This is a genomic window from Pirellulales bacterium, from assembly GCA_033762255.1.
GTDB lineage: Bacteria > Planctomycetota > Planctomycetia > Pirellulales > JALHPA01 > JANRLT01.
This window is the reverse complement of the sequence record JANRLT010000016.1, coordinates 1-26,967: the sequence shown is the minus strand read 5'-3', so window position 1 is coordinate 26,967 and position 26,967 is coordinate 1. Positions and strand designations below refer to the sequence as shown.

At 56.9% G+C, this 26,967-nt stretch carries 22 protein-coding genes; 15 read left to right on the top strand and 7 right to left on the bottom strand.

Annotation, left to right across the window (positions count from 1 at the left end):
* Positions 1-104: 104 nt before the first annotated feature.
* Positions 105-527 carry a hypothetical protein gene (locus SFX18_04660; protein ID MDX1962420.1) on the bottom strand — a complete coding sequence of 141 codons (423 nt, stop codon included), beginning with the start codon at positions 525-527 and terminating at the stop codon, positions 105-107.
* A gap of 656 nt (positions 528-1,183) precedes the next feature.
* Here SFX18_04660 and trpB point away from each other — a divergent pair.
* The 4 genes from trpB (at position 1,184) to xylA (ending at position 5,804) form a co-directional block, all read left to right on the top strand.
* Complete coding sequence (trpB, locus tag SFX18_04655; protein MDX1962419.1) at positions 1,184-2,395, top strand: tryptophan synthase subunit beta; 1,212 nt, start codon at positions 1,184-1,186, stop codon at positions 2,393-2,395.
* A gap of 177 nt (positions 2,396-2,572) precedes the next feature.
* Complete coding sequence (gene trpA / locus SFX18_04650) at positions 2,573-3,397, top strand: tryptophan synthase subunit alpha (GenBank protein ID MDX1962418.1); 825 nt, start codon at positions 2,573-2,575, stop codon at positions 3,395-3,397.
* A 320-nt stretch (positions 3,398-3,717) separates the two neighbouring features.
* A complete protein-coding gene (locus SFX18_04645) occupies positions 3,718-4,194 on the top strand; it encodes a MarR family transcriptional regulator (GenBank protein ID MDX1962417.1) in 477 nt (158 codons plus the stop codon).
* Positions 4,195-4,493: 299 nt separating this feature from the next.
* A complete protein-coding gene (gene xylA / locus SFX18_04640; protein MDX1962416.1) occupies positions 4,494-5,804 on the top strand; it encodes a xylose isomerase in 1,311 nt (436 codons plus the stop codon).
* A 108-nt stretch (positions 5,805-5,912) separates the two neighbouring features.
* Here xylA and SFX18_04635 read toward each other — a convergent pair whose 3' ends face one another.
* On the bottom strand, positions 5,913-7,109 hold the full coding sequence (locus tag SFX18_04635; protein MDX1962415.1) for a Gfo/Idh/MocA family oxidoreductase: 1,197 nt from the start codon (positions 7,107-7,109) through the stop codon (positions 5,913-5,915).
* A 240-nt stretch (positions 7,110-7,349) separates the two neighbouring features.
* Between SFX18_04635 and SFX18_04630 the strand changes: the two genes are divergently transcribed.
* From SFX18_04630 to SFX18_04615, 4 genes are all read left to right on the top strand, one after another.
* A complete protein-coding gene (locus tag SFX18_04630; protein ID MDX1962414.1) occupies positions 7,350-7,856 on the top strand; it encodes a hypothetical protein in 507 nt (168 codons plus the stop codon).
* A gap of 275 nt (positions 7,857-8,131) precedes the next feature.
* Positions 8,132-8,332, top strand: a complete 201-nt coding sequence (thiS, locus tag SFX18_04625; GenBank protein MDX1962413.1) for a sulfur carrier protein ThiS — start codon at positions 8,132-8,134, stop codon at positions 8,330-8,332.
* Between the two features lie 62 nt (positions 8,333-8,394).
* Complete coding sequence (locus SFX18_04620) at positions 8,395-9,264, top strand: thiazole synthase (GenBank protein MDX1962412.1); 870 nt, start codon at positions 8,395-8,397, stop codon at positions 9,262-9,264.
* Positions 9,265-9,402: 138 nt separating this feature from the next.
* Positions 9,403-10,011 (top strand): GNAT family N-acetyltransferase, encoded by a 609-nt coding sequence (locus SFX18_04615; protein MDX1962411.1) that lies wholly within the window; start codon positions 9,403-9,405, stop codon positions 10,009-10,011.
* Between the two features lie 471 nt (positions 10,012-10,482).
* Here SFX18_04615 and SFX18_04610 read toward each other — a convergent pair whose 3' ends face one another.
* A complete protein-coding gene (locus SFX18_04610; protein ID MDX1962410.1) occupies positions 10,483-11,046 on the bottom strand; it encodes a thioredoxin family protein in 564 nt (187 codons plus the stop codon).
* A 253-nt stretch (positions 11,047-11,299) separates the two neighbouring features.
* Here SFX18_04610 and SFX18_04605 point away from each other — a divergent pair, with 253 nt between their 5' ends.
* Both SFX18_04605 and SFX18_04600 read left to right on the top strand, forming a co-directional pair.
* Positions 11,300-11,554 carry a hypothetical protein gene (locus tag SFX18_04605; protein MDX1962409.1) on the top strand — a complete coding sequence of 85 codons (255 nt, stop codon included), beginning with the start codon at positions 11,300-11,302 and terminating at the stop codon, positions 11,552-11,554.
* A 56-nt stretch (positions 11,555-11,610) separates the two neighbouring features.
* Positions 11,611-11,955: a type II toxin-antitoxin system PemK/MazF family toxin gene (locus tag SFX18_04600; GenBank protein MDX1962408.1), complete on the top strand. Its 345-nt coding sequence runs from the start codon at positions 11,611-11,613 to the stop codon at positions 11,953-11,955.
* Positions 11,956-11,986: 31 nt separating this feature from the next.
* Here the strand turns inward: SFX18_04600 and SFX18_04595 are convergent, their stop codons facing one another.
* From SFX18_04595 to SFX18_04580, 4 genes are all read right to left on the bottom strand, one after another.
* A complete protein-coding gene (locus SFX18_04595) occupies positions 11,987-13,570 on the bottom strand; it encodes an FG-GAP repeat protein (GenBank protein MDX1962407.1) in 1,584 nt (527 codons plus the stop codon).
* 510 nt (positions 13,571-14,080) lie between these two features.
* Positions 14,081-14,506 carry a hypothetical protein gene (locus SFX18_04590; protein ID MDX1962406.1) on the bottom strand — a complete coding sequence of 142 codons (426 nt, stop codon included), beginning with the start codon at positions 14,504-14,506 and terminating at the stop codon, positions 14,081-14,083.
* A 344-nt stretch (positions 14,507-14,850) separates the two neighbouring features.
* Entirely contained in the window at positions 14,851-15,876 is a 1,026-nt protein-coding gene (locus tag SFX18_04585) for an endonuclease/exonuclease/phosphatase family protein (GenBank protein MDX1962405.1), read from the bottom strand.
* A 185-nt stretch (positions 15,877-16,061) separates the two neighbouring features.
* The gene (locus SFX18_04580; GenBank protein MDX1962404.1) at positions 16,062-18,002 is read right to left on the bottom strand and encodes an ankyrin repeat domain-containing protein; all 1,941 of its coding nucleotides are present in this window, start codon (positions 18,000-18,002) and stop codon (positions 16,062-16,064) included.
* 1,064 nt (positions 18,003-19,066) lie between these two features.
* Between SFX18_04580 and SFX18_04575 the strand changes: the two genes are divergently transcribed.
* The 5 genes from SFX18_04575 to SFX18_04555 all read left to right on the top strand — a co-directional run bounded on the left by SFX18_04575 (position 19,067) and on the right by SFX18_04555 (position 26,064).
* Positions 19,067-20,623, top strand: a complete 1,557-nt coding sequence (locus SFX18_04575) for an HlyD family efflux transporter periplasmic adaptor subunit (GenBank protein ID MDX1962403.1) — start codon at positions 19,067-19,069, stop codon at positions 20,621-20,623.
* Positions 20,623-21,351 (top strand): ABC transporter ATP-binding protein, encoded by a 729-nt coding sequence (locus SFX18_04570; protein MDX1962402.1) that lies wholly within the window; start codon positions 20,623-20,625, stop codon positions 21,349-21,351. Before SFX18_04575 ends, SFX18_04570 begins: the two co-directional genes overlap by 1 nt.
* Before the next feature lie 21 nt (positions 21,352-21,372).
* A complete protein-coding gene (locus tag SFX18_04565) occupies positions 21,373-22,689 on the top strand; it encodes an ABC transporter permease (protein ID MDX1962401.1) in 1,317 nt (438 codons plus the stop codon).
* Between the two features lie 85 nt (positions 22,690-22,774).
* On the top strand, positions 22,775-23,524 hold the full coding sequence (locus SFX18_04560) for an RluA family pseudouridine synthase (protein MDX1962400.1): 750 nt from the start codon (positions 22,775-22,777) through the stop codon (positions 23,522-23,524).
* 413 nt (positions 23,525-23,937) lie between these two features.
* Positions 23,938-26,064 (top strand): hypothetical protein, encoded by a 2,127-nt coding sequence (locus SFX18_04555; GenBank protein ID MDX1962399.1) that lies wholly within the window; start codon positions 23,938-23,940, stop codon positions 26,062-26,064.
* Positions 26,065-26,967 lie beyond the last annotated feature (903 nt).

Sequence of the window (26,967 nt, the reverse complement as noted above, 5' to 3'; positions counted from 1 at the left end):
TGGCTGGAACTCCGTTCCCAGTGGCGTGGATGTCAGATACCCGCACCGCTAGTAACGTCCAGCCATGTTTTTTACAACCCCAATTCCCCCTGCGGGAAATTATTTTATTGACATAAATTGCGTTTCAGATTAGGGTCCGCCCCGCTTGGTAGCAGCTTGTAGTCGTAAGCCATTAGTGTCGCTAATGAATTTTTGTCTGCAGATAGGTGCGTGCCAAGTTGTTGAAATAATTCTGTATATTGGTCAAGATAGTAATCACTGAGGCCATATGTTCTGAGAATATCCACATACACATTCTCACTGGGCAAGATTCCCCGGCTGTTTTCTTGGTTGACGAAGGCCACGTAGTCCGGCAGGCCGTCCGCCGCCAGCGGGGCGGTGATGACGGTTGTTTGTGGGCTGACGGTCAGGCTGTTATCCACGGGCCAGATGGCAATGGCCGTGCCTAGGACCACCACAATGCCAAAGAATATTAAAAACAGATTCATCCAGGGAATCGCGCGGCGTTCGGTGGGAGGCGGATTCATGGGTGGCCAAATGGATTTATAGAGCAGGTGGAAAGATTTTTATTTTAAGCCACCGACAATTCGCGGTCAAAGCAGCGCATATAGATTCCCTCACCCCGGCCCTCTCCCGCTGGGAAATAATTTGATAAGGGCACGATTCTAGCGGGAGAGGGGGAAGAAATGCAGAAGTAGGAATGCAGAATGTTGCAGCAATTCTAACTTCATCATTCTGAATTCTAACTTGGCTCCGCTGGGGGCTCTCCAGGATTCAATTAAAAAATGAAATATAAATATTAAGAATGGAATTCTGGATTTGTTTATTGCTACCAAGATGGCACTCCTCCGGAGCTGAGTACGTTTCAGCAAATCAGCAACCCAAAAACCAGCCACCAAAAACCAAACTCCCTCTCCCTTCCAGTCTCCCGTCTCCCCCTCCCGCCCCGCCTGCTACCCGCCACCCGCCTCTCATCTCCTCCTCCCGCCCCGCCCGCCACCCGCCACCCGCTACCCGCCACCCGCCCCGCCTGCTACCCGCCACCCGCTACCCGCGTCCCACGCCCCGCGACCCCCTGCCCATTTCGCCAAAGTGTGCAATGGTGTTTAATAGGAAGTGTCAACAGTCCCAGGCGATTGCGGTAAACCGCAGTGCGCTTGGTTTCGTTCACGGGAGATTTCTTATGGCTAGTGTGGCAATAGCGGCAAAGAGCGCGGTCCCCGACCAGCAGGGGCGGTTTGGCAAATTTGGGGGGCGGTTTGTCCCCGAAACGCTGATGCACGCCCTAGAGGAACTGACCGCCGCTTACGAAAATTATCGCCATGACCCGCAATTCATCGCGGAGCTAAATGACCTTTGGCGAAATTACGTCGGGCGGCCCTCGCCGCTTTACTTTGCCCAGCGGTTGACCGAACGGTGCGGCGGAGCGCGGATTTTTCTCAAGCGCGAGGACCTCAACCACACCGGCGCCCACAAAATTAACAACACCCTGGGCCAGACGCTACTCACCCTGCGCATGGGCAAGAAGCGGGTCATTGCCGAAACGGGGGCTGGTCAGCATGGCGTGGCGACCGCGACCGCTTGTGCCCGCTTTGGCCTGCAGTGCGTGGTCTACATGGGGGAGGAAGACATCCGCCGCCAGCAGCCGAATGTGTTTAGCATGAAGCTCATGGGGGCGGAGGTACGACCCGTGACCAGCGGCTCGCGAACATTACGCGACGCCGTGAATGAGGCGATGCGCGACTGGATGAGCAGCGTGGAACACACGCATTATATTATTGGTTCGGTCATCGGGCCGCATCCCTTTCCGCAAATCGTACGGGACTTTCAATCGGTCATTGGCCGGGAAACAATCGAGCAAAGCCTGGCGCAAATTGGCCGACTGCCCGATGTCGTGGTCGCGTGCGTGGGTGGCGGGAGCAACGCGGCGGGAATGTTTTATCCCTTTGTGGAGCATCCCGGTGTAAAGCTGATCGGCGTCGAGGCGGGAGGCTTGTCCAGCCAGGCGGGGCAGCACGCCAGTCCCCTGACCTATGGCCAGCCGGGCGTATTGCACGGCAGTTATAGTTATGTGATGCAGGACGAAGATGGCCAAACCTGCGATGTGCATTCGATCTCGGCGGGGTTGGATTATCCCGGCGTTGGGCCCGAGCATAGCTACTGGAAGGATAGCGGCCGGGTGGAATACACCAGTTGCCGCGACGGCGAAGCCCTCGAGGCGTTTGGCATTTTGGCCAAAACCGAGGGGATTTTGCCCGCCCTAGAAAGCTCGCACGGCCTGGCGCGGGCGATGGAGATTGCCAGCGGTATGCCAAAGGATCAGGTCCTGGTATTATGCCTGAGCGGTCGGGGAGATAAGGACGCGGCGGAAATCGCGCGCTTGACGGGGCGGTAGTTGGTTTTTGGATTTTGGTTTTTTGTTTTTGGAGTCTGGGATTTGAAATCTGAGATTTGAGATTTGAAATCTGAGATTTGAGATTTGAAATCTGAGATTTGAAGTTTTTGATTTGAGATTACGATTTCAGTTCTCCCCCATTCCTTATTCCCCCATTTTTAATTCTTAACTGAATTCATGTCTGCCATTGACCAGCTTTTTACCCGCCTGCGCGCCAAGAATCAACGGGCTTTGATGCCGTTTTTGACCGCCGGAGACCCGGACCTGCCTACGACCGCCCTCTTGTTGCGGGAACTGGTGCGACGGGGGGCGGTAATGTGTGAGCTGGGCATTCCCTATAGCGATCCGATTGCCGATGGCCCGGTGATTCAAGCTTCTTACACTCGCGCGCTGGCAAAAAAAATCAAATTGGCGGATATCTTGGAGTGTGTCCGGTCCGTGGCTCCAGAGTTAGGCGCGCCGGTGGTGAGCATGGTCAGTTATGCCATCGTGTATCGTCATGGTCCGCGGGAATTTGTGGCCGCGGCCCGCGCGGCGGGATTGGCGGGGGCGATTATTCCCGATTTGCCGCTAGAAGAAGGAGCGGCGCTGGCGGCCATTTGCCGCGAGGCGGATTTTAGCCTGATCCAATTGGTCACGCCCACGACGCCGCGCGATCGGGCGGTGCGGATAGCGGAGAATTCGAGTGGCTTTTTATATTATGTGTCGGTGACGGGGATCACCGGGGAGCGGCGCGATCTGCCGCCAGAATTGGCCGAAAATGTGGGTTGGCTGCGGCAGCGGACGCCGCTACCTATTTGCATCGGTTTTGGCATTAGCACGCCGGAACATGTGCGACTGTTGGCGCCGGTGGCGGATGGGCTGATTGTCGGGTCGGCCTTGGTGCGACGGATTGCCGATCATTCGGCAAAACCGGGTCATCCCGCCACCAGCACCCCGGCCCTGTTGGCGGATGTTGGCGATTACGTGGCGACTTTGCTGGCGGCGTTAAATCCCCCGTAATTTACAGGGATATCCCTTGTTAGTGGCCCGAGAATTGTATCTTCTTTGTTCAGGTTGCTTTATTTTTGACCAAGAGGGATAGTCAACTATTTAGCAGTGCCAAAAAATGATCTTAAGCAAACTTTGCGGCATTCCCGCGCGCAAGTCTTTGGCCAAATGAATTTGTGCTTGTAAAATTGGCAAAGCATAATTTAGTGGGCTGGCCAAAGAATTTTGTAAAAAAAGTAAGTGAAGCGTGATAGAGTTGTTTGTCCCGGGCGTGAAATCGGGGTTTTTAATTGGTTTTTCGCCGTAGCTCCAACCCCGCAGGAATGACTATTTTGAGTTCGCCCACCCGTCCGCTAGTCTTTGATTCCGCGGCCCAAGAAGCGTTTTTGAATCTTTGGCGCACGTATGATCGGTTGCGCGTCCTAGAGGAAGAGTTATTTGCCCGGCATCATTTGACCGCGCAGCAATATAACGCCCTGCGCATCCTGAAGGCCGCCGCGCCGGAAATGCTGCCCACGCTAAGCCTGGCGGCCAAGCTGATCTCCCGTGCGCCGGATATCACGCGCTTGATCGATCATTTGGTGGCACACGGTTGGGCGGTGCGGGATCGCCGGCCAGAGAATCGCCGCGTGGTGCAGGTGGGGATATTACACGCCGGGAACGAACTATTAGATAAAATCCATGAAGAAGTTCGCCAAGTGAACCAACGGCAGTTAGGTCATCTTTCTCCGGAGGAACAACGGCAACTGATCCATTTGCTAAAGCTGGCGCGTCAGCCGCATGAGCCGGAGGAAAGCGCGTGGCGGTGAGCTGGGAAATGCAGAATGCAAAGTGCAGAATGCAGAATCTTTTATCTAATTAGTAATTGAATCTTATCAGCACCCACGGGGCATTCTTTTTTACTCCCTCACCCCGGCCCTCTCCCGCGGGAAGCACTTTTGATAAGGGAATGCCATTAGCGGGAGAGGGAGTTTTTTCCGCTTATTGGCGCAGGCCCATTCTAGCGGTAATATAAGGCAAAATTCGCCTTTTTGTTTGCCACCCCCTAACGCGCTCCGCTGCGCGTCGCGGCTAACCACCACTGTCCTAACCCAGCCCAGGTCCAACCATGCCCGCCTTTCCCGAAATTGCCAAGATCCGCTTTGAAGGTTCCACCAGCCGCAATCCGCTGGCGTTTCACCATTACAACGAAAGCGAAGTGGTGGCGGGCAAGTCGATGAAGGACCACTTTCGCTTTAGTGTGGCCTATTGGCACACGTTTCGCGGCACTGGCAGCGATCCGTTTGGCCCCGGCACGATGCACCGCCCCTGGGAGGATGGCACCGACAGCGTCGAAAACGCCTGCAACCGCGCGCGGGTGGCGTTTGAATTTATCGAAAAGCTAGGCGCCCCATATTATTGCTTTCATGACCGGGATGTGGCCCCCGAAGGCAAAACCCTGGCCGAGTCAAATAAAAACCTTGACGCCGTCGTCAAAGTGCTCAAGGAGGAACAGCAGCGGACCGGCATTAAGCTGTTGTGGGGGACGGCGAATCTGTTTAGCAATCCCCGTTATATGCATGGCGCCGCCACCAGCAGCCATGCCGATGCCTTTGCCTATGCTGCCGCCCAGGTAAAGAAAGCCATGGATGTGACCAAGGAACTGGGGGGGGAGGGGTACACCTTTTGGGGGGGGCGCGAAGGGTACCAGTGCATTTGGAACACCGACATGAAGCGCGAGGTGGACAACCTGGCGCGGTTCATGCACATGGCGGTCGATTATGCCAAGGAAATCGGCTTTACCGGACAGTTTTACTTTGAGCCCAAGCCCAAGGAACCGACCAAGCACCAGTATGACTTTGACAGCGCGGCCTGTATTAACTTTTTGCGGGCGTATGGCCTGGAAAAACATATCAAAATGAATATCGAGGCCAACCATGCCACTTTGGCCGGGCACAGCATGCAACATGAGCTGGAATACGCCGCCATGCAAGGCTTTTTAGGCTCGATCGACGCCAACTACGGCGACCTGATGCTAGGCTGGGACACCGACCAATTCCCCACGGATATTTACCTGACCACGCAAATTATGCACGTCCTGCTGAAATACGGCGGATTCACGACGGGGGGACTCAACTTTGACGCCAAGGTCCGCCGCGAAAGCTTTGAGCCGGTTGATTTATTTCACGCCCATATCGGGGGGATGGACGCCTTTGCTCGTGGTCTCAAGATTGCCGCCGCGATGAAGGCGGACGGGGCGCTGGACAAGATTGTGGCCGACCGTTATCGGACGTGGAACATGGGGATCGGGGCGGAGATCACCGCGGGCCAGCACAACTTTAAGACGCTAGAAAAGTACATGCTAGAGAAGGGCGAGATTACGCCTAATCAATCTGGCCGACAAGAAATGATCGAAAATCTAATCAATCTGTATATTTAGGAACCCTCTTAACTGATGGGGAGGGGGTAAAGCACGGGCAGATTGCCCGTGCATCGCCAATTTGACATTGATCCGGTTTTGTTCGCTGGCCAGGATGGCCAGACCCCATTACCGCCGGGCATGAGCGTGCTTCAGCGGCAGCCAGGTCCCGTTTTCGCGGCTGCTGGCCACGCATTGCTGGATAAAGTACATCCCCTCCACGCCGTCATGCACGTTGGGATAAATGGTATCCACCGTGGCAAAAGGTTTCCCCTCGGCCCGGAGAATCATATTGTCATAGGCAAAGCGGTAAACGTTGGCAAATGCCTCAAAGAATGCCTCGGGATGGCCGCTGGGCAGGCGGCAGGCCCCCTTGCCTAAGGTATTCATAAACGGGGCGTTGGGATCGCGGGTGTAGAGCGCATGGGGGTGGCCGTTGCGGCGAAACCACATCTTATTGGGTTCTTCCTGGTGCCACTCTAGTGATCCTTTGGTCCCGTCAATTTCAATCCGCACGTCGTTCTCGCGCCCGTGGCTGATTTGCGAGGCGGTCACCGTCCCCAATCCGCCGTTTTCGTACTTAATCACCGCCGTGCCGTAGTCGTCCAGTTGCCGACCCGGTTCAAACGTGCGCAGGTGGCAACTGATCGCCTCGGGCAATAGCCCCGTCATGTAACGGCCCAGATTGTACGCATGGGTGGCAATATCGCCAAAGCAGCCCGCCGCGCCGCTGCGCTTGGGGTCGGTCCGCCAGGCGGCCTGCTTTTGGTCGCCGGCCTCTAGCCGAGTCCGGAGCCAACCTTGGATGTAGCTGGCCCGCACCGCTTGAATCTCCCCCAGTTCGCCCGCCTGAATCATTTCCCGCGCTTGGCGAACTAAAGGATAGCCGGTGTAGTTGTGGCTGACGGCAAAGACCACGCCCGATTTTTCCACCACGGTCGCTAGTTGTTCCGCCTGGGCCAGATCAAACGTCAGCGGCTTGTCGCAGATGACATTAAACCCCGCTTCGACCGCGGCCTTGGCAATTTCAAAATGCGTATGATTGGGTGTGGCGACCGAGATAAAATCGATCCGCTGATCCGCAGGGAGGGCCAGCTCTTTTTGGATCAGTTCTTGATAGGAACCATACGCCCGCGCGGGGGAAATGTCATAGTCGGCGGCGCTGTCCTTGGCCCGCTGGGGATCACTGCTCAAAGCCCCCGCCACCAGGGCCGCCCGATTATCCAACACCGCCGCCGTGGCATGCACCCGGCCGATGAACGACCCCTGACCACCGCCGACCAAGGCCATCCGAAGTTTACGATTGAGCGAACCGTTTGTGGGCATGGAAAGACTCCGCGATTGGGGGCATTGTGTGGGATAAATCGACCCATTTTTTACCACACTTTGGCGGGAGGAAAAAGTCGCCCCCGCGGAATTGTGGCGGAAATCCGTACGGAGCGGGGCGATCGGGCGTGCCCCGCAATCCCGTGGGAAATTAGGGCTAAAACTATTCCTCCCGGGCAAAACCGGCTATATTGAACACTTGGTCCGATCCCCCACTCACTTGTTGTAAGAGGCTTTGCCATGTCAGCCGTATCCCCCCGCGGACTGTGGATTGTCACTGGCCTATTGCTTGGTTTGGCAATAGGCGCGCTGGTACCCCCGCTACCCCTGCATGCCGTCGCCACCCACAGTGACGAGGGGTTTGCCATTTGCACCGCGGAACTGTTTGACGGGCACGAGGGAATTTACTTTTTGGATTCCCGCACGGGTTATTTGCGGGCGTTGTTTTTGAATCCCAACAACAGCAAATTCACCAGCTTTTATGAATACAAAGTTTTGGACGACTTTAATAAACCGATGTCGCCCAAATTTTTGCTGGTCAGCGGACGCTCTCAACTGCGGGCCACGGGGAATGTAAAGCCATCCGTCGGGGTCGTTTACGTGGTGGAAACCAACTCGGGCATCGTCAATGCCTATGTCGCTCCGTACGCGCCGAATCATTTTTCCCTCAACGCCCCCAATACCGGTACCTTGATCAAGCTCGACACCGGCAAATTTGTGGGCCAGGCCGTGCGTCCCAGTAAATAACGAACCCCGAACCTCACTAGCGGCCAAGCGTAAGCAATTCCGTGTACTACTAACCGTTAAATTCCTTGTGTTGTTCGAAGATTTTTTCATGGCTCAAACAAATGCGGGCCAAAGGCCCGACCTATCCCAGCCTAGGGCAAGCGCATCGTCGCCCTAGGTATATGGATTGAAATACATGATAGGGCCAACGGCCCGATTCATCCGCCTTGAACAACGAATAAAACTTGTAGTCCCTAGTTTTCGGGCTAAAGCCCGAACTACGTTATTTACCGTCAATGCCATTAACCATCAACGGCGAAGAGCGCGAATATCCTGCGGATGTGACCCTGCCGCAAATCATCGCCGCGCACGGCATGAATCCCCGCTATGTGGCGGTGGAGATCAACCTGCGGGTTGTTCCCCGCGCCGAACATGCCACCTGCCAACTTCAGCCCGGCGATCGGATCGAACTGGTGACGCTGGTGGGGGGAGGTTAGCTCCCCGGTGCCGCTGTTTGATAGGGATCATCTAAAAATCTTTTAACCGCCCATCACACGTCATGCACCCCTTTGGACAATACGGAACTGTCGCGGATTCAAAAGCCTTGGCCACACCCGCGGCTTTGCGGATCGGTACGCACACCCTTCATAGTCGGCTCATCGTGGGAACCGGCAAATACGCCACCTACCAGCAAATGGGCCAGGCGCTGGAACTGAGCGGCACGGACTGCATCACCGTGGCTGTTCGCCGCGAACGATTGGTCAACGCCCAGGGGCAGAATTTACTCGATTTTATCGACACGCGCCGCTATACGCTGCTTCCCAATACCGCGGGGTGCTTTACCGCGGAGGACGCCATCCGCGTGGCACGGTTGGGGCGGGAACTGCTCTTGGGCCTGGAAAATCCCGGCGCTGATTGGGTCAAGCTGGAAGTCCTGGCGGATAAAAAAACCCTGCTCCCCGATCCGGTGGCCACGTTGCAGGCCACGGAACTGCTGGTGGCGGAGGGGTTTCAGGTTCTGTGTTACACCAGCGACGACCCCATTTTGGCTCGTCGGCTCAAAAACGCCGGCGCGGTCAGCGTGATGCCCGCCGGCAGCCCCATCGGCAGCGGCCAGGGGGTCCTCAATGCCAATAACATCCGCATTTGCCTGGAATACCTCAAAGAAAACGACCCGGATTATCCCGTTATCGTTGATGCGGGCGTCGGCACCGCCAGTGATGTGACAGTTGCCATGGAGCTGGGCGTGGATGGCGTGCTACTGAATACGGGTATCGCGCATGCCCAGGATCCGCTGGGGATGGCGGTGGCGATGCGGCACGCACTCGAGGCGGGGCGGCTGGCGTATCTGAGCGGGCGGATTCCCCGGCGGCTGTACGCCACGGCCAGCAGTCCCGAGGAAGGGACCATCACCCGACAACCGGTGTAATGGTTTTTAGGGCATCCGGCAGTGATTCACATGCGATTATGAATAACGCGTTAAAATCGCATAAGTCTTGTGCAAAACGTGTTGATTCACGTTGCCTATTTTTTAATTTCTGCCGATAGTTGGAGTAGCCCGGCGGACATGCGTGCCGCTAGCACATCCCCTCTCTTTTACTGGATCGAGGCGCTGATGCCTCTGCGGCCAGCCTTGGCGACGGATGTTCCCGCGATTCATGCCGTCCTGCGGGCAAATGAATCCGAGCGGTCGCTATTGCAGCGAAACCAACGGGATTTGCGGGCCAATTGGCGGGAATTTTGGGTGGAGTCCGCGCCGTGTGGCGGCATCCGGGCGGTGGGAGCGCTCCGCTGGAACGCCCCCCGGCTGGCGGAGATCTTTTCGGTGGCGGTGCTGCCGCAATTTCAGGGCCTGGGCCTGGGACGGGGCGTCGTGGGGCACCTGCTGCATCAGGCAAAACAACTGCTCGATGCCGAAATTTGGCTCTCCACCACCAAGCCCGATTACTTTGCCCGGTTTGGCTTTTACAAGATTTCTTGTTGGGAACTGCCGCTGCGCACGTTGGCGGGCAAATTGCCGGGGGTCTTTCGCCAGCCGTGGCCGCTCTGGTGGCGGACCTGCGTGACGCCGTTCACGTTTATGAAGTGCGGGGTACTGGCCCAGCGGCGCATGGCCGAGCCAGCCGCCCCCCAACCTTGGCCGCTCCCCGCCCGGGCACTGCAACCTGCGGCGTAATGTGTCTGTAGCAGAATTCGCCAGAATTCTGGATCGTAGCCGAATTCGCCAGAATTCTGAAATAGCCGAATTCGCCAGAATTCTGAATTACTAGCTAAACGGAACTTTGGGCAAGTTCCGCTACAGCTTCATCGGGCGGAACGTGTTCCGCCTCATCCGTGTTTGATCAGTGAACATTCGTGGCTAAAGCACAATCTAAGCCACGGATCAGCACGGATTTTCGTAGTTCGGGCTTTAACCCGAAACCCAAGGGACTGCTGAATCGTTGGCGTAGCGGATGAATCGGGCCGTTGGCCCTTCCCTAAATTCTTCCCATAAACCTAGGGCGACGCTGCGCTTGCCCTAGGTAAACGGGAAAAGAAATGTAAGGGCCAACGGCCCGATTCATGGTCGTGAGACAACCCGTTAGCCTAATTTGTTTGCCAAATATGCTCCCGCCACCGCGTGTTTAGACATGACGCATCCCCCCCTCTAATCCCCGTGCCGTTCCCTTAACCGTGGCGACAGCCGGGCCATCCAGTGCGCCCGCTCAAACTGGCCCAGCCATTCGTCAAGGACGGCGGCTTGTAGCTCGGCACTGGGGGGGACAAATCCCGTGGGGCAGGCGGGGCCAAGCTGGGCGGCGGCCAGTTGGCGGTACTTGGCGAGCGTTCGATCACCATAGCGGCCCAGCTCTTGTAAATCCTCGTTGAGGAACACGACTGTGGGGACGCGGGCGCCGCCGCACAGCCGCAGGTGCGCCGCCAGGTCGGGATGGGCGTCCCGGTCAAAGAACCGCAGCTCGATGCGGGGGGTCGCCGCCGCAAAATGGTCAAAAATGGGGCATTGCTGAACGCAGTCGCCGCACCAGGCCCCCGCCAGGCAGACCACCGGCAGCCGTCGGGTAAAGCCAGCCAGCACTTCCCGCTGTGCGGCGGTCAGCGAAATCTGCGCATGCTGGGCGGCCCAGCGGGCCTGCTGGTCGGGCGTGCCATGCCGGGAGAGAAACTCGGCATAGGTCAGCCCGGCGGAAAATTTAGCGGCGTAATCGAACATGGGTGGGATGGCGCAGAGGAGAATGTTATGTTGGAATTAGGTAGGCCTAAGGGCCATTGTTTTCGTCATTGTTGGGCCGAAATCTTTATAGCATAAACGTGACTATGTTCGTACGACAAGCAAATTTGGAGCCATTACTTAGCCGTACTAAAACATGATTTTTTTATAGAATTTGTCTGACTAAGCGATGATAAAATTTCAGGGTCGTTTGTTAAAAAATTGACTTTTTTAGTGGGAGCGTTATACTTTCGGTATGAAAACCGCCGTGTCGATCCCCGATGACCTGTTTGCCTCCGTGGAATTGCTGGTACGCAAATATGGTATCTCCCGTAGCCAACTCTACTCTCGGGCATTAGCGGAATTTGTTTCGCGGCATGACATACACTTACTGACAGAGCAGATCAATCGAGCGGTTGACAATCTTCATGGTCATGTCGAGCTTCTAGCCCCGATCGATGATTTTACAAAATTGGCCGCTGCCAAGACCCTACACCGTGTTGAATGGTGATGGGTTGAATGGTAAAGGGGGGGGTGAATGGTGATGGTGCGGAAAGGTCGTGGGGTATGATCTGTAGGCAAGGTGACATCTGTTGGGCAGATCTGGGCGACCCGATAGGCTCCGCGCCTGGTTATCGGCGTCCAGTCGTTGTGATTCAAAGCGATGCGTTTAATGCCAGTCGGTTGGCTACGATCCTTTGCGTGCCATTGACCAGCAATCTAAAATGGGCGGAAACGCCGGGAAACGTCCTGTTAAAATCCCGAGAAACGGGTTTGGATCGGGATTCCGTCGCAAATGTCACCGCAATCGTCTCCATCGACCGAACACAACTCACGGAATGTGTGGGCCGGTTATCCCCCCGTCGCATCGAACACATCTTTTTGGGGCTGGATATCCTGCTGGGTCGGTAAGCGGCAAAGGTAAAAATATCCCTCCCGTTATTCACTTGCGACGACGGAGCAGCAAAGCCAGGCCCCCCAAGGCCAGCAGGCCCAGGGTGGATGGTTCGGGGATGACGCTGGCCTGGATGTTGTACGACACGTTGCCGCTGTCGGTAAAGAGTGTGAGCGTGGCCGCGTAATCGCCAGCGGCGGCAGAGCCGAGGAACGTCAGGTCGTAGGCGATTGTGTCAAACGCGCCGGCGGTCAGCGTGACATTGCTATAGCCCGGCAGGTCGAACAAGCTCGGATTTGGACCAGAGAAACCGAACCCGGTAACGTTGATTTTGCTCCCCGCCCCGCCACTATTAACAATGCTGGGAATATCGTCGAGCGTCAGGCTCACACCGGGGGTGATAGGACTAAACGTAATTGTGCCGCCGGAGACCGGATTGGGGTCGAGGACATCCATGGCAAAGAGGTACGCGCTGCCGGAATTGGTGCCGTTATCGTCGTCGCGGAAGCTGCCGACGAGGGCCGCGTTACCGCTGAGCGCGACGGAGATACCAAAGTTGTCACCAGCCGCACCATCGGCCGGTTTGAGTTTGGCGAGTTGCACGCCTGTCGTGGCGTTAAAGAGGTAAGAGCTGCCGGAGGCGTTGCCGTTGTCGTCGTCGCCTATGTTGCCGACGAGGGCGATATTGCCGCTGAGGGCGACTGAGTAGCCGAAATAGTCGCGCGCCGCGCCATCTACGGGCAGCAGCTTGGCAATCTGCGCCCCGGTCGTAGCGTTAAAGAGGTAGGCGCTGCCGGAAGCGTCGCCGTTGTCGTCGTCTTGGTAGCTACCAATGAGAGCTGTGTTGCCGCTCAAGGCGACGGAGTAGCCGAACTCGTCGTCCACCGCGCCGTCGGAGGGCTTAAGCTTGGCAAGCTGCGCACCGGTGGTGGCGTCAAAGAGGTATGCGCTGCCGGATTCCGAGCCGTTGTCGTCGTCCTGAAAACTACCGACAAGGGCCGTGTTGCCGCTGAGGGCAACGGACAAGCCAAAGCGGTCACCAGTTGCGCCATCGGCGGGCAGCAGTTTGGCGAGCTGCGTGCCGGTGGTGGCGTTAAAAAGGTAAGCGCTACCGGAATTAAGACCGTTATCGCCATCAAATCGGCTGCTAACAAGGGCCGTGTTACCACTGAGGGCAACGGACCCGCCGAATCCGTCTCCCATCGCACCATCGGCCGGCTTAAGCTTGGCTAGTTGCGCGCCAGTCGTGGCGTTAAAGAGGTAGGCACTGCCGGAACCGAAGCCGTTGTCTTCGTCGTAGGGGCTGCCGACGAGTGCCGTGTTGCCGCTGAGGGCGACTGAGTGGCCGAAGTAATCGCCTATTGCGCCATCGGCCGGCGTGAGCTTGGTAATTTGCGCACCGGTGGTGGTGTTAAAGAGGTAGGCGCTGCCAGATGCGGAGCCGTTGTCGTCGTCTAACCAATTGCCGACGAGTGCAGTGTTGCCGCTGAGAGCGACGGAGTTACTGAACTCGTCGTTGACCGCGCCGTCCGACGGTTTGAGCTTAAACGCTTGGTCCCATCCGGCCTGGGCGGGCACGGAAAGAATGACACTCGCCACGGCTAGAATCAACACGGAAATACTGCGCTGCATGAGCTGCCCCTGTATTTATAGTTATGGAATCAGTAAAGTGCCCCCATTTTAACACGGATTATGATCCGCCGCAGCGTTTTGGCGCAATTTTTTTATGCAGCCAGCAGCGTCCCCGCTGCCGAGTATCACGGTGAGCGTAGGACGGATCACGATCCGCCGTCTTGCACACCCAGCCGCGCAGCGGCGTCTTTCCCCCTCTCCCGATAGCGACGTTCCCTTATGTAAAACCTCTCCTTCGGGAGAGGGCCGGGGTGAGGGTATCTGGTTTTTGGTTGCTAGTTTTTGGCCACATCAATCAGGAAGCACTCTCAGCCGCGCAGCGGCGGTGTAGGCACTTCGCCGCTACGCGGTAAAATTCAGTATTCATCGTGCTACCTTTCCCCATCGTCCCTCCTCCGGCTTCCTGCGTCGAAGGACGCTAATAAAACATTTCGCGACCTTCTCCTAGAGAGTGAAGGGGGTGACTTCCTCCCTCTCCCGATAAACGCCTTCCCTTTTTAATCAACTCCCCTATGGGAGAGAGTCTTTCACCGCGTCAGACTCCCGACCCCGCGGCGTAGAACACGTTCCTCCCAACGGAACTTGTTCAATTTTCTGGCAATTAACGGTCCTTCTGCGTAGAAAGAAATTGATGGAATTTGCCAAAACAGCGGTCATCACAATGTAGGAGCCGTAGGCGAGATTTTGAAATTCCGAGAACCACTTCACGGCGTCCGGGTCTTGTTGGCCTTCGGCTGAAAGGGAGACAAATGGTGCTTCCCAGGGAACAAAAAATATACCAAAGACAAACGCGATGATTAACACAGTAACATGCATCCATTTCTTTCCACTCATAAACGTAATGAGCGTTAACCCACCTATAATAAATAGGCCTATCCAAGTCATGGCAATGTGCATCTTGATCGCTAGTTCGGCAATTCCCGCCATGGCAAACATGTTGACGCTCCTGGATGTATCGCAGAATCTAACTGTCACCCCATTGTTTACCAACTACCCTTCGGGAGAGGGCCGGGGGGAGCACCCTCATTAAATTGACGTTTGCGGTCAAGTCACGATGAATCGGGCCGTTGGCCCTTGCCATTGTGTACCCTGACAACCTAGGGCGACGCTGCGCTTGCCATAATTCTAAATAGCACGGCTGGAATAGGTTGGGGCTTTGGCCCACAACAGTCAATCACCTTTGGTTCGCTTCCCCTCCTCGTACCTCGACCCTTCCACTCTCGCGCCTCACGGCACCGGGACGGTGCCTGCTACAATGCGTCCCGTCCGGCGGACGGGACCTACTCACTCACCGCATACGTCGCCACCACCGCCAGATGGTCCGATACGTCGTCCGGCACCACATGCTGCTCCAGCAACTGCCAACCCGTCGGGGCAAAAATGTAATCAATCTGCCGCGTCGGCGCGGTGGAAGAGTGCGTGGGCATGCCCAACCGGGGAGGGGCGAATTTGCCACTGTTGATAACCTCTTGGATCTGGGGCCATTCCGGCCAAGCATTGAAATCCCCGGCCAATATCGCTGGCTGGTCCCCCACGTATTCCAGTATCTGCCGCATTTGGACCAGGTTATTGTCACGCACCCACGAATCATTATGGATGGAACCCAGCAGCACATTCTGCCCGCCGATTTTCTGGCGGCAGTACAAAATCCGGCGACTATTCACGGTTTGATAAAAGGGCTTGCGGCCAGCGAGCGACGGATTTTCGACGGCTTCCAGCGGACGACGGCTCAGGATGGCATTCCCCCCGACCGCGCGGTAAAACGGCAGGCCGATATTGTAATTTTCGCCAAACGCCCAAGCGTGCATCTGGCACATATCGGCTAGTTCGGTCACTTGATCGACGCCGGTCCAGCCCGCTTCCTTGACAACCTCGCTCAGGAACACCAGATCGGGCTGTTCGTCATTGATGATCTTGGCGATACGTTGCAAGCGCCCCCGTACTTCGGCCGCGGGGACAAAGGAGCGGTAATCGCGCGTGACCCAGCACTTGGCCAGGTTGAATGCCACGATTTTGCAAGTGGGCGTGGCGGAGGGGGAACTGCTATCCTGTGCGCTTGTCGTAGAAGCAGTGGCAGAGTCCGCCGCGGGGCTGTTCGCACCGGCTGTGGACGGTTGATCCTTTGTGACAGGAATCAGCGAAATTTCGGGTAAGGGAGCATGAGCCGATACGCCCAGCATGGGCCGTTCTTGCCAGGCCAGCAGGGTGCCATTAATCACAAAGAGCAGGCCCACCGATAGCACCAGGGCTAGCGAGCTAATCCAGAGCCAATGATACCAGCGGAGGGCAAATATGTAGCGCAGCATAAGCAGGGACACTCGCGTGGGAGGTTAATGTGCCAATGCAGAGCTTTACGCGGATTATGCGGCGTCGGTTCGGTTAGATAGCACTCTTGTGCCGGATGTTTGGCAAATTATTTTATGATAAATCGGAAGACTCGCGGGTGCATAAGGTATCGCGGGATTTGGTGTAAGAAGCAGCGGAGCACCGCTTAACTCCCCGACTTGGCACCGTGCTTTTTGAGGAGTTCGGTAAGGGCATTTTTCAATTTCTGTTGTTTCTCTGGATCACTTCCGAATCTGATGGTGTCTGACTCGGGTACAAGGTCGAGGACCGTTTTACCGCTGTTGTTCTTGGCATTTACGTCGGCTCCGGACCGCAAAAGCAATTCCATGTTTTGCAATTGCGTTTCCTCATTCACACCCGTGTAGATCGGTGGTGTGAGTGCGGACATGAGGGGTGTTTCCCCCCGTACGTTCGTGGCGTGAATATCGGCGCCGGCGGCTATCAAGACCTTGATTGTGTCGGGGTTTCCGCGCGCTGCGGCAAAATGGAGGGGTCTGTCCTTTTGGGGTGTTTCTTCTTCGCCGCTGCCGCAACCTGTGCTAAATTCTTCTACAGTCGCATTCACATCTGCACCCGCTTTGATGAGTAATTCAGCAATTTTCGAACTGCCCAGTATCGCGGCAAAATGCAGCGGTGTTTGCGAAGAATCATTTCGCTGTGTCAAATCAACCTTTTGAGCCAACAGCAGTTTGACAATCTCTACTTGATTGCCGGAGATTGCCATATGAAGCGCTGGCACGATCCTGGGCACATCGCCTCCCCGACCCTGGGCCGTATTCGGCGAATGACCGGACTTGAGCAGAAGTTCGACTATTGGGACGTTCCCACGCTTGATTGCATAATGCAAGGGAGAGAGATATTCAGCAAGAGAAGCATCTACGATAGGTGCATCATGTTCAATTAGCAACTTTACTATATCCAATTGATCATTTGCCGCCGCATAGTCCAGCGGCATTCGCGAAGCACCATCGGGCCGTGCAGCCCTGGATGGATCGGCGGCTAGTGCGGCCTTAACCTTATCCAACTTGCCCAATCCGATATCGGAGTAAAAGTCCTCTCGCGCTCCGGCAGCAATCAATAATTCTGCACCATCTGACGCATTTTGTAGCAGCGCCTCGTGCAAAGGCGTTTTGCCAGTTACAGGAAAATTCACATTCGCCTTATGTTTAAGTAACAGCTTGACCATCTCCAGATTGTTAAAATCCGCCGCCTGTAGTGGCGAGTCAAAACTGCCGGTTCGTGCATGGATGTCGGCTCCGTGCTTTAGTAAGAATTCCGCGGCCGCGAGGTTTCCTGCGGCAACCGCATCCATGAGCAATGTCGTTTCTTCTGGATGGCCTTGGGCAGGTTCGATAACAAACGTCGTTGCTTCGGGAAATTTACTCAGGATTTCTGCAAGTTTATCCGTCTTTTCCTCCCGGATCGCGGAAGTTAAATCCCATGAATGGAAGCCTGACTGCTCGAGTTTTTCGTAGAGCGATACTAAATTAGCCGCGGTCTTATTCTGATCTAGAATTCGCTGCTCATCTCTCGGCATGTCCTTCAAGTGCTCCTCAATCGACTTCTCCAAGGCAGGTCCCTCAAACCAACCCTGCCGGGCCGTGACGATCCCTTCCTTGTCCACCAAAAATGCGATGTTCGGGGCGGCTCCCAGGGCCTTCCAAGCTCGATTGTCGACGGGATCGACATGAATCGGCACATCGATCCGCAGATAACGCTTGAACTCTTGCGCTAGTTCGAGTCGGTCTTCCATTGTCGTCGGCTGCTTGCGCAAGATACCGTCACGATGGTTTTCGGGTGTTACGTCTTCCACGTTTTTGTAGGGGCAGATGCTCCCGACGGGGTGCGCCTCGATAACGTACACCACGACAACGTTGAGCTTCCCTTCATATTTCCTGGCAATCGCGGCCAATTCCGGCCAGCGGGAGCGTGACTTGGGGCAGGTAAACGAGCTGGTCACGATCAATGCGGGACCAGAATGCCAGGCAGCGCCAAGCTGTTGCACTTCCCCTTTGAGCGTTGTGAGCCGTAAATCCGGCAATTGCTCACCGACCTGTGGACCGACGTTATCAAAAGTCGGTTTCACTACGGCAGCGGGGGGTGAGGTTTTTGCCGCTGGCGGTTCCTCCCCCAGCAATGAAACAGTTGACGATACAAGGGTCAACGCGAAGAGTATTGTAGAGTTGTGCAGACATCGAGGAATGCTAGTCATCTGGGCAGTCTCCCTCGGATACGACAATTCAAGCATATTAGAGTCGAGGTATGCGAATCGCGACACAGCGAATTCATCACTACCAAGCTGCTACTTACAGTCTAGCAAATCCAGTATCTTAACTCCTATTTAAATATTCGCTTTGCGTCCCATACGAACGCACGGGGCATAGTGTTCAGCTAAAAAAGACAAGGCTCCGGCAGAGTCCGCGCCACGCGCGACCCGGCCGGAGCCTGGAAAATGCACACCGTGACCGCTCGGCAGCGGGGGTCACGGCGCTCCAAAATAATCACAACGGTCTCGAGCGGCAAAAAATGGCAAGCCCGCAGGGGCCAAAGGGCATCGATGCGACGCCAGCACTAAGATTTGCGGCTGGATAAGGTTGCGGGCCGTCAGTTGTGACAGGGGCCGTGTCACCTGACAAGCACGATTTTCTTAATTTGCAACTCTCATGCCAGCGCGCGTCAGGGGCGAAACTTGAATCTTTTTTTCCTCATTCACTCAGATTTTCCTGAATTTTCCAGACCACCTGCTTTAGCCACTCTTTTTCCCGTCAGTCTAATTGAAAAATTTGCTAGCACGCCGCTTGTAAAAATGACAATTTGAGCCGGGAGCGGGGATTCCTTTCCTGCGGGAAACAAGGCCCCTATACGGTAGAACCCCGTTTTTCCGCATTTTTCGCGTTTTAAAGAACGTGACAGCCCTCTTGGTTCGTATTATACTGTTAGCGGGTTCCTTTATTTACCGGGAACTTCCCGCCGACTTTTTACCGCGCGATTGCGGCCCCCCGCCCACTAGGCCCAGTGCCATCCGCTGATTGCGGCCATAGGCAGGGGATTTAGCCGTTTTTTTCTTTTTGGGGCTGACTTTGGGGATTTTGTCCGCCTGTGGTGTTCCACTATTTGGAACACTCCTTTTTAGCTACCGCTTTTTTTGCCATGAAACCTGTTTCAACAACTATTTGCTCCGCATCCTACGCCAAACGCCGGGGTATTTCGACGTTGGGGCTGATCTTGGGCATGGTAGTGATGTTGGGAGCGGCGGGGGGGTATTACTGGTGGGCGTACATTCGTCCGGCGGAAAGCCGCAGTTCGGCAGTCCCGCAATTTACCACCATCGATAAGAAAAAGTTTGAGCACACCGTGACTGAGCCGGGAGAGGTGGAAAGCTCTCAAAATACCGAGATTCGCTGCGAGGTACAGTCGTTGAATTCCAATGGCATTATGATCCTCGAGATCGTCCCCAACGGCACCACGGTCAAGGAGGGAGACTTTTTGGTGCGGTTTGATTCTTCGGCCCTGGAAAAAACCAAGGGGGCGCAGCAGATCGTGGTGAATAACGCCATGGCGGCCCTGGCGCAGTCGCAGGCCGCGCACGAGACGGCCAAAATAACCAAACGAGAATACCTAGAGGGGACTTACCAACAAGAGGAAGAAGCGTTGCAATCGGTGGTCTTTGTGGCGGAGGAAAATCTGCGCCGGGCCGAGGAATACGCCCGCTACAGTGAAAAGCTGGCCGCCCGGGGGTATGTAACCGGCGTCCAGGTCGAGGCCGACCGCTTTGCCGTGGAAAAAGCCCGCAAGGAACTGGCAGCTGCCCAAACCAAACTGAAAGTGCTACAGGAATTTACCAAGGCCAAAATGCTACAAACACTAGAGGCCAATATCGAAGCCGCCGCCGCCAAGCTGGCCGCCGATCAAAACACACTCGCCCAGGGACAACGGGAACTGGAGTTGGTCAATTCGCAAATCCAAAAGTGCAAGATTCATTCCCCGGTGGCGGGCAAAGTGGTCTATGCAAATGTCCCTGGTGGCCGGGGTGGGCAAGAAGTGATTATCCAAGAGGGAACCCTCATTCGCGAGCGGCAGCCCGTGATCCGTATTCCCGACATGGAACGGATGCAGGTCATGGCCAAAATCAACGAATCCCGTATTGGATTTGTGGCCATGGACCAGCCCGCGGACGTCACGATCGGGGCTTATGGGTTAAAGTTGTCCGGTAAAGTCGTGCGGGTGGATGAATATCCCATCCCGACCAGTTTCTTTGGTCCGCAAATCAAGCAATACGCCACCTATGTCCAGATTGATAATCCCCCCCAGGGGATCCGCCCCGGCCTGACCGCCAATGTCACGATCAATGTCAATTCCATTCCTGACGCTCTAGTTGCGCCGCTGGAGGCCATCATCGAGCACGCGGGAGAGTATTATTGCCTGACCCAAGAGGGGAAATCCATCGTGCCGCGGTGGGTTTCGATCGGCGCGAGCAACGACCAGGAAGTGTATATTAAAGAGGGGATCGCCGCCGGGACGCAGGTGATCCTCAATCCTGATCCATTTTTAACTCAAATCGCCGGATTCCCCCCGCCTCCCGCGGGCAAATCCCTGGTCGAAAAAGCGCAATTAGCCCAAGCCGCGCGCGAGCGGGACAACCGCAATCGCCAGCCGGTCAAATCCGCCGATAACCTGCCCAATGGCGGCCCCGCCCGGGGGACCTGATGACGCTGGCGTTTCGGGTGGAAAATTTGATCAAGGAATACCGCCTGGCGGGCGAGATTGTCCATGCCTTGCGCGGCGTCACGCTGGAAGTCCCCTCCGGCGATTATGTGGCGATCATGGGCCCTTCTGGTTCGGGCAAAAGTACGCTGTTAAATCTGCTGGGTTGTCTGGACCGGCCGACGGCGGGAAGTTACTGGCTGGGAGGAGAAGATGTCGCCCGCATGAGCGACGATCAACTGTCGGATGTGCGGGCGGGGCGCATCGGGTTTGTGTTTCAGTCGTATAATTTGATTCCGCAGTACACGGTGGTGGAAAACATCGAACTGCCACTGGTGTATCGGGGACGAGTGACGGCCGCTGACCGCAAACGCTGCCTGGAACTGGCGGAACTGGTGGGCCTGGGGAAGCGGTTGGATCACCGGCCGATGCAGCTTTCCGGCGGGCAGCAGCAGCGGGTGGCAATTGCCCGGTCGCTGGCGAATGATCCCATCTTTATCCTGGCGGACGAGGCGACGGGGAATTTGGACTCGCAAACGTCCGAGGAAATATTGGCGTTGTTTGGCAAGTTAAACGACGCAGGCAAAACGATCGTGATGGTCACGCATGAAATGGATGTGGCCGAACACGCGCGGCGGATTGTCCGCCTGCGGGATGGCCTGTTGCAGTCGGATGTGCAGAACACGCACCGCCGCGTGGCCCAGCCCCCCAGCCTGATAGAAACGGCATAATTCCCGATCCGGTGATTGCCCATGTTTTTTCAAGTCCTCTTTGCCGGCGCGCGCAGCCTGTGGCTGCATCCCCTACGGTCGTTGCTGACGATTCTGGGGATCTTTATTGGCGTGGCAGCGGTCATCTGGCTGATGGCCGTGGGCGAAGGGATCAGCCAAAAGGCGCAAGAGCAAATCGCTGGCCTCGGGGCGGAAAACATCATCATTCGCTCGGTCAAACCTCCGCAAGAAAACTCCACTTCCAACACGGGGCTGACTCCCTACGGCCTGACGCGCGAGGACTTTGCCCGCTTGACTAGTCTGCATAACGTGGCCAACGCCCTGCGCATTCGCGAGCACGCGTACAAATTTCGCGTGCGCGGACGGGAGCGGGACGGACGCCTGGTCGGCTGCACTCCCGACTATGCCGAGGTCAACCAACTGACCGTTGCCGAGGGGCGATTTCTCAACAGCACCGATCTGCTCAATGATAGCCGCAATGTCTGCGTCCTTTCCGCGGAAACCGCCGATAAGCTCTTTCCCCTGGAAAACCCACTCAACCAAGAAGTCCAAATCGAACAAGACGTCTACCGCGTCGTGGGCGTGTTGCGCCCCCGCGGGGCGACGGGCGCGGTGGGGGGGTCGTTCAGCGGGCAGGATTATTCGCGCGATATTTATATTCCCATCGAAACATTTTGGAAACGCATCGGCGACATCATTTGGGTGCGGACTTCCAGCTCGCGCGAGGGGGAATATATCGAGCTAAACCAAATTACCCTGCGAATCGACTCGGTGGACAATGTAAAAAACACCGCGCTGGCGGTGGAGCGGATTTTAGAGGAAAAGCATCCGGTGATGGACTATGCCGTGATCGTCCCCAAGGATCTCTTGGACCAGGCCGAAACCACCAAAATGATGTTCATGGTGTTGTTGGGGTTTATCGCCGCGATCACGCTGGTCGTGGGGGGGATCGGCATTATGAATATTATGCTGGCCACCGTGACCGAACGAACCCGCGAGATCGGCATTCGCCGCGCATTAGGTGCCAAGCGGGCCGATATCACGATGCAATTTTTGATCGAGACGACACTCCTTTCCGCGCTGGGGGGCCTGACCGGCATCCTGGGGGGACTGGCCTGCAAGCCACTCACGCGGTTCGCCATTTGGCAGCTAAACTATTGGGCCGAGGACGCCATGCGCAATGTGCCCGACCTGGTCAAATCGGTCGAGCCGATCATTGTTTCCTGGTCGATCCCCATGTCGTTTGGCATTTCGGTCGTCGTGGGAATCTTGTTTGGCATTTATCCGGCCATCCGCGCGGCGCGCATGGACCCGATTGAAGCCCTGCGGCATCAGTAGGGTGGGTAGTGGATAGTGGATGGTATTTAGTGGGCGGTGTTGGACAGCTCAAATCTCAAATCTGAAATCTCAAAACCCAACTACCTTGACCACGCCACTCGATTTCCTTTACCGCGATGAAGCCATCTGGGCCGTCAACAAACCTGCGGGCCTCTCCACCCAGGCCCCGCCAGGATATGACTCGCTAGAAACCCGCGTCCGGGCGGCTTTACGCGAAAAGCCGGCAATAAACGCCGCCCCGGGTATAACCTGCGATCCCCGACCCCCTTACCTGGGCGTGCCCCATCGGTTGGATCGGCCTGTCTCGGGAGTGGTTCTCTTTGCCGTGACTCCGCGGGCCGCGCGGCAACTTTCCCGCCAGTTTGAACGGCGCACCATTCACAAAACCTATTGGGGGGTGGTCAGCGGCCAGGTGCCGGAGGATGAGGGGACTTGGATCGACCATATTCGCAAGATCCCCGACGAACCGCGCGGAGAGATTGTCTCGCCCAACCTGCCGGACGCGCGCCCGGCGATCATGCACTATCACGTGCTAACCCGCGACGCCGCGGCGACCTTGCTGCAAATCACGTTAGAAACCGGCCGCATGCACCAAATTCGGCTGCAGGCCGCCACCCGCGGATTCCCCATCTGGGGAGATGCCCTGTACGGCAGCGCAGAAACATTCGGCACGGCCAGCACCGACCCCGCCACGCTGGCGATTGCGTTACACGCGCGGGCGATCGAGTTTCATCATCCCGAACTGCAGCGGCGCATCCGGGTCGAGGCCCCGTTGCCGGCGGTTTGGAGTTTGTTTGCGGAAGAACTGCTAGCACCGCAAATCGGCGGTCAATAATACTAATCGCAAGTAATCATAGCGCGGTTTTTACAGAGTTTACCCGGGGATTCCGCAACTCCGTTGGAGTAGGAGTTCTTTGGTTTTGCCCTTTTTCCCAGGGTTGCCGCGGAGCGGCTACCGTGGGAATGATATAAGCCCAAAAAATCTTACCGCAACGCGGTTGCGCAACGCCGTGTTACCTAGCCATTTTTCGTGCATTTTTACAAATATGCTAGCTGCGCCCCGTTTAGCGAGAAAGGGTTTAATCTTATTCTTCGGCATTCTCTGTGAATGTCTCCGCGTCCTCTGTGGCTTGGGCGAATTTTCCCTGACTGCCCTTTTCCGCCGGGGCGGTTTCTGTTATTTCCTAGCCGCCAAATTCTCTGGCGAATGATTCGCTATTTTTTGCCTGGCAGGATGCGCGGGGATTTATGACACGGACACGCTGGATGGGATGTGCGGCGCTGGGAATGCTTTTGCCCGTGGCGGCGTTAATGTGGCCCGGCTATGCCGAGCAATCACAAACCAAGGCCCAATCCGCCGGCAATGCCGCGCGGAATGGCCAGGGGGTCGTCTCACCCTTGCGCTCCCCTTATTACATACCTCCGGCTGGTGGCAGCCAGAACGGCCCGGTCCGGTTGCCAGCCCAGGCCCCGGCGTATCAACCGCAAGCCGGCGTCAATCCTGCTCTTTCCCCCGCCCCGGCCAACGCGCCGCTCCAGGCCCCCCGCCGCGATTTTCAGGTCCGACCCATCAATCAGCTTGGCGGGGGTAATGCCGCTGCCAATCCCAGCATTTCCCCGAACACCGGCGGACCAACGTCCGCCGCTCGCCCCTCCGCGACCAATGGCGTTCGCCTGACCACGCATGCCGCACCGCTGGGCGTGGCGGATCATGCAAACGCAGTCGTAGCACCCGATCAGGCGGCTCCCTTTGCCGCAAACACCCTTCCATTTAACAATTTGCAACCCGTTAACCCCGCGGCGACGGGAACTCCCCGGACGCCGGGCTTATTACCCGCCACTCCAACCGAGGGGGAAATACCAGCTAGTCCGTTAGCGGGCCCCCCCGGGCGCACGGAACAATTTTCCGCGTCTCGTGTTACTCCACCGCATGCCACCACCGCCGAGCCGCATACCAGCGCCGCCGCGACCCTCGCCCAAGCGCAGCCAGGGAGCAAAGCTGTGGATGGCCCCCAGACGCCGCAGGTGACGATCGAAAAGCTGGCCCCGGCGGAGGTGCAGGTGGGGCAGCCGGCGGCGTTTTTATTAAAAATTCGCAATTCGGGCGCGGTGCCCGCGTACGGCGTGCAGGTGACGGACGCCGTCCCCACGGGGTGCCAGTTTGTCCGTTCGGAACCGACCGCCAACCCCGGCCGGGACGGGATGTTACTGTGGAAACTGGGGACCATGCAACCCGGCGAAGAACAGGCGATTACGGTGGAATTGTTACCACAGGCCGAGGGAGAAATCGGCAGCGTGGCCGCGGTGCAGTTTCAGGCCGTCGTGGGCGTGCGCACGCTGGCGGTCAGACCGGCATTGGCCCTGGCGGTCAGCGGACCGGCGGAAATTTTGGCCGGCGAGGATGTGACGTTGACGATTCGCATCTCTAATCCTGGTAGCGGCGTCGCGACCAATGTGGTGCTAGAAGAGCATGTCCCCGCCGCGCTCAAACATCCAGGGGGGAGCGAATTGGAACTAGAGATCGGCACGTTAAAGCCGGGGGAGACCAAGGAACTGGATTTGATCCTAAGTAGCGTGCATGCGGGCAAGGTGGTCAATCAACTGACCGCGCGGGGGGATGGGGGTCTGCGGGCCGAAACGCAGTGCCAGTTCGCGGTGCTGGCCCCGGAGTTAAAAATTGGCGTGGAGGGACCGACGCGCAGATTTTTGGAACGGCAGGCGATCTACACGCTGACCGTCGCCAATCCCGGTACCGCCGCCGCCAAGGATGTGGAGCTGGTCGCGCAATTGCCGCGGGGTCTGAAATTTATCAAAGCGGACAACGAGGGAACCTACGACGCGGCCCGGCACTGCGTGATTTGGAGTTTGGAAGAGCTCCCGGCCAAGGAACATGGCGCGGTAAAACTGACGACATTGCCCGTGGAGGAAGGAGAGCAAAAACTGACCACCACCGGCAAGGCGCGCCAGGGGCTGGTCGACCAGTCCGAACAGTTAGTCGTGATCGAAGGGGTGGCGGCGATTCTGTTTGAGGTGGCGGACCTGTCCGACCCGATCGAATTGAACGGGGAAACGGCCTACGATGTAAAAATCACCAACCAGGGGAGCAAAGAGGCGGCCAATGTGCAGTTGGTCGCGCTATTGCCCGCGGAGTTGGAGTTTTTATCGGCGGAGGGGGCCACGCGGCACAAGCTGGAGGGAAATCGGCTGGTCTTTGAACCGATCGCCCGCCTGCCGGCCAAAAGCGAAACCGTGTACCGCCTGCACATGCGTGGAGTCGCGGCGGGGGATGTGCGGTTAAAGGTGCAACTGCTGACCGATGACATCCGCCAGCCCATCACCAAGGAAGAAAGCACGCGGGTCTTTGCGGATGAGTAGTTTGGTGATGGAGGAGGCAACTCCGTTGCCGAAAATGAGGATTGGAGGAATTGAGGAGTGGAGGATTGGAGGAATTGAAGAGTGGAGTTTGGTTTAACCGCGACGCGCAGCGTAATAATGTAGTAGGCACCGTCCCGGTGCCGTCAACGTCCAAGCCGTTTAGCCCTGGAGGGGCGTAATCTTTGCAAGCCGCAAGCTCTCTTTACCGCAACGCGGTTCCGGAACATAGCCCAGGGTCGCGCAGCGCACCCTGGGTACAGGTTCCCCACCACCTTTTAACCGCGACGCGCAGCGTAACAATGTAGTAGGCACCGTCCCGGTGCCGCCAACGCAAGGCGGTGTAGCCGCGAAGGTGTGCACAAAGCCGCCGATGGCATCGGCGGTCTACGGGGTGAGAGATGGGAGAAGCGGGAAATTTGGTCAGCCGCAACGCGTAACAATGTAGTAGGCACCGTCCCGGTGCCGTCATCGTCAATGAGGTGTGGCCCGGAGGGGTGTAATCTTTATAGCCAGCCGCAAGCTCTCTTTACCGCAACGCGGTTCCGGAACATAGCCCAGGGTCGCGCAGCACACCCTGGGTACAGGTTCCCCACACCTTTTAACCGCGACGCGCAGCGGAGCAATGTAGTAGGCACCGTCCCGGTGCCGTCAACGTCAAGGCCGTGTGGCCCGGAGGGGTGTAATCTTTATAGCCAGACGCAAGCTCTCTCTACCGCAACGCGGTTCCGGAACATAGCCCAGGGTCGCGCAGCGCACCCTGGGTACGCAACCCCCCACCACCATTTACCCGCGACGCGCAGCGTAACAATGTAGTAGGCACCGTCCCGGTGCCGTCAACGTCAAGGCGGTGTGGCCCGGAGGGGTGTAATCTTTATAGCCAGCCGCAAGCTCTCTTTACCGCAA

What these genes read in the sequence shown, in the direction of transcription:
- trpB (MDX1962419.1), top strand. Translation starts at nt 1,184, where the DNA reads ATGGCTAGTGTGGCAATAGCGGCAAAGAGCGCGGTCCCCGACCAGCAG.
- SFX18_04635 (MDX1962415.1), bottom strand. Translation starts at nt 7,109, where the DNA reads ATGCCCACAAACGGTTCGCTCAATCGTAAACTTCGGATGGCCTTGGTC.
- SFX18_04575 (MDX1962403.1), top strand. Translation starts at nt 19,067, where the DNA reads ATGAAACCTGTTTCAACAACTATTTGCTCCGCATCCTACGCCAAACGC.
- SFX18_04630 (MDX1962414.1), top strand. Translation starts at nt 7,350, where the DNA reads ATGTCAGCCGTATCCCCCCGCGGACTGTGGATTGTCACTGGCCTATTG.
- SFX18_04565 (MDX1962401.1), top strand. Translation starts at nt 21,373, where the DNA reads ATGTTTTTTCAAGTCCTCTTTGCCGGCGCGCGCAGCCTGTGGCTGCAT.
- SFX18_04620 (MDX1962412.1), top strand. Translation starts at nt 8,395, where the DNA reads ATGCACCCCTTTGGACAATACGGAACTGTCGCGGATTCAAAAGCCTTG.
- xylA (MDX1962416.1), top strand. Translation starts at nt 4,494, where the DNA reads ATGCCCGCCTTTCCCGAAATTGCCAAGATCCGCTTTGAAGGTTCCACC.
- SFX18_04595 (MDX1962407.1), bottom strand. Translation starts at nt 13,570, where the DNA reads ATGCAGCGCAGTATTTCCGTGTTGATTCTAGCCGTGGCGAGTGTCATT.
- SFX18_04585 (MDX1962405.1), bottom strand. Translation starts at nt 15,876, where the DNA reads ATGCTGCGCTACATATTTGCCCTCCGCTGGTATCATTGGCTCTGGATT.
- SFX18_04615 (MDX1962411.1), top strand. Translation starts at nt 9,403, where the DNA reads ATGCGTGCCGCTAGCACATCCCCTCTCTTTTACTGGATCGAGGCGCTG.
- SFX18_04570 (MDX1962402.1), top strand. Translation starts at nt 20,623, where the DNA reads ATGACGCTGGCGTTTCGGGTGGAAAATTTGATCAAGGAATACCGCCTG.
- SFX18_04605 (MDX1962409.1), top strand. Translation starts at nt 11,300, where the DNA reads ATGAAAACCGCCGTGTCGATCCCCGATGACCTGTTTGCCTCCGTGGAA.
- thiS (MDX1962413.1), top strand. Translation starts at nt 8,132, where the DNA reads ATGCCATTAACCATCAACGGCGAAGAGCGCGAATATCCTGCGGATGTG.
- SFX18_04600 (MDX1962408.1), top strand. Translation starts at nt 11,611, where the DNA reads ATGATCTGTAGGCAAGGTGACATCTGTTGGGCAGATCTGGGCGACCCG.
- SFX18_04590 (MDX1962406.1), bottom strand. Translation starts at nt 14,506, where the DNA reads ATGTTTGCCATGGCGGGAATTGCCGAACTAGCGATCAAGATGCACATT.
- SFX18_04610 (MDX1962410.1), bottom strand. Translation starts at nt 11,046, where the DNA reads ATGTTCGATTACGCCGCTAAATTTTCCGCCGGGCTGACCTATGCCGAG.
- trpA (MDX1962418.1), top strand. Translation starts at nt 2,573, where the DNA reads ATGTCTGCCATTGACCAGCTTTTTACCCGCCTGCGCGCCAAGAATCAA.
- SFX18_04555 (MDX1962399.1), top strand. Translation starts at nt 23,938, where the DNA reads ATGACACGGACACGCTGGATGGGATGTGCGGCGCTGGGAATGCTTTTG.
- SFX18_04660 (MDX1962420.1), bottom strand. Translation starts at nt 527, where the DNA reads ATGAATCCGCCTCCCACCGAACGCCGCGCGATTCCCTGGATGAATCTG.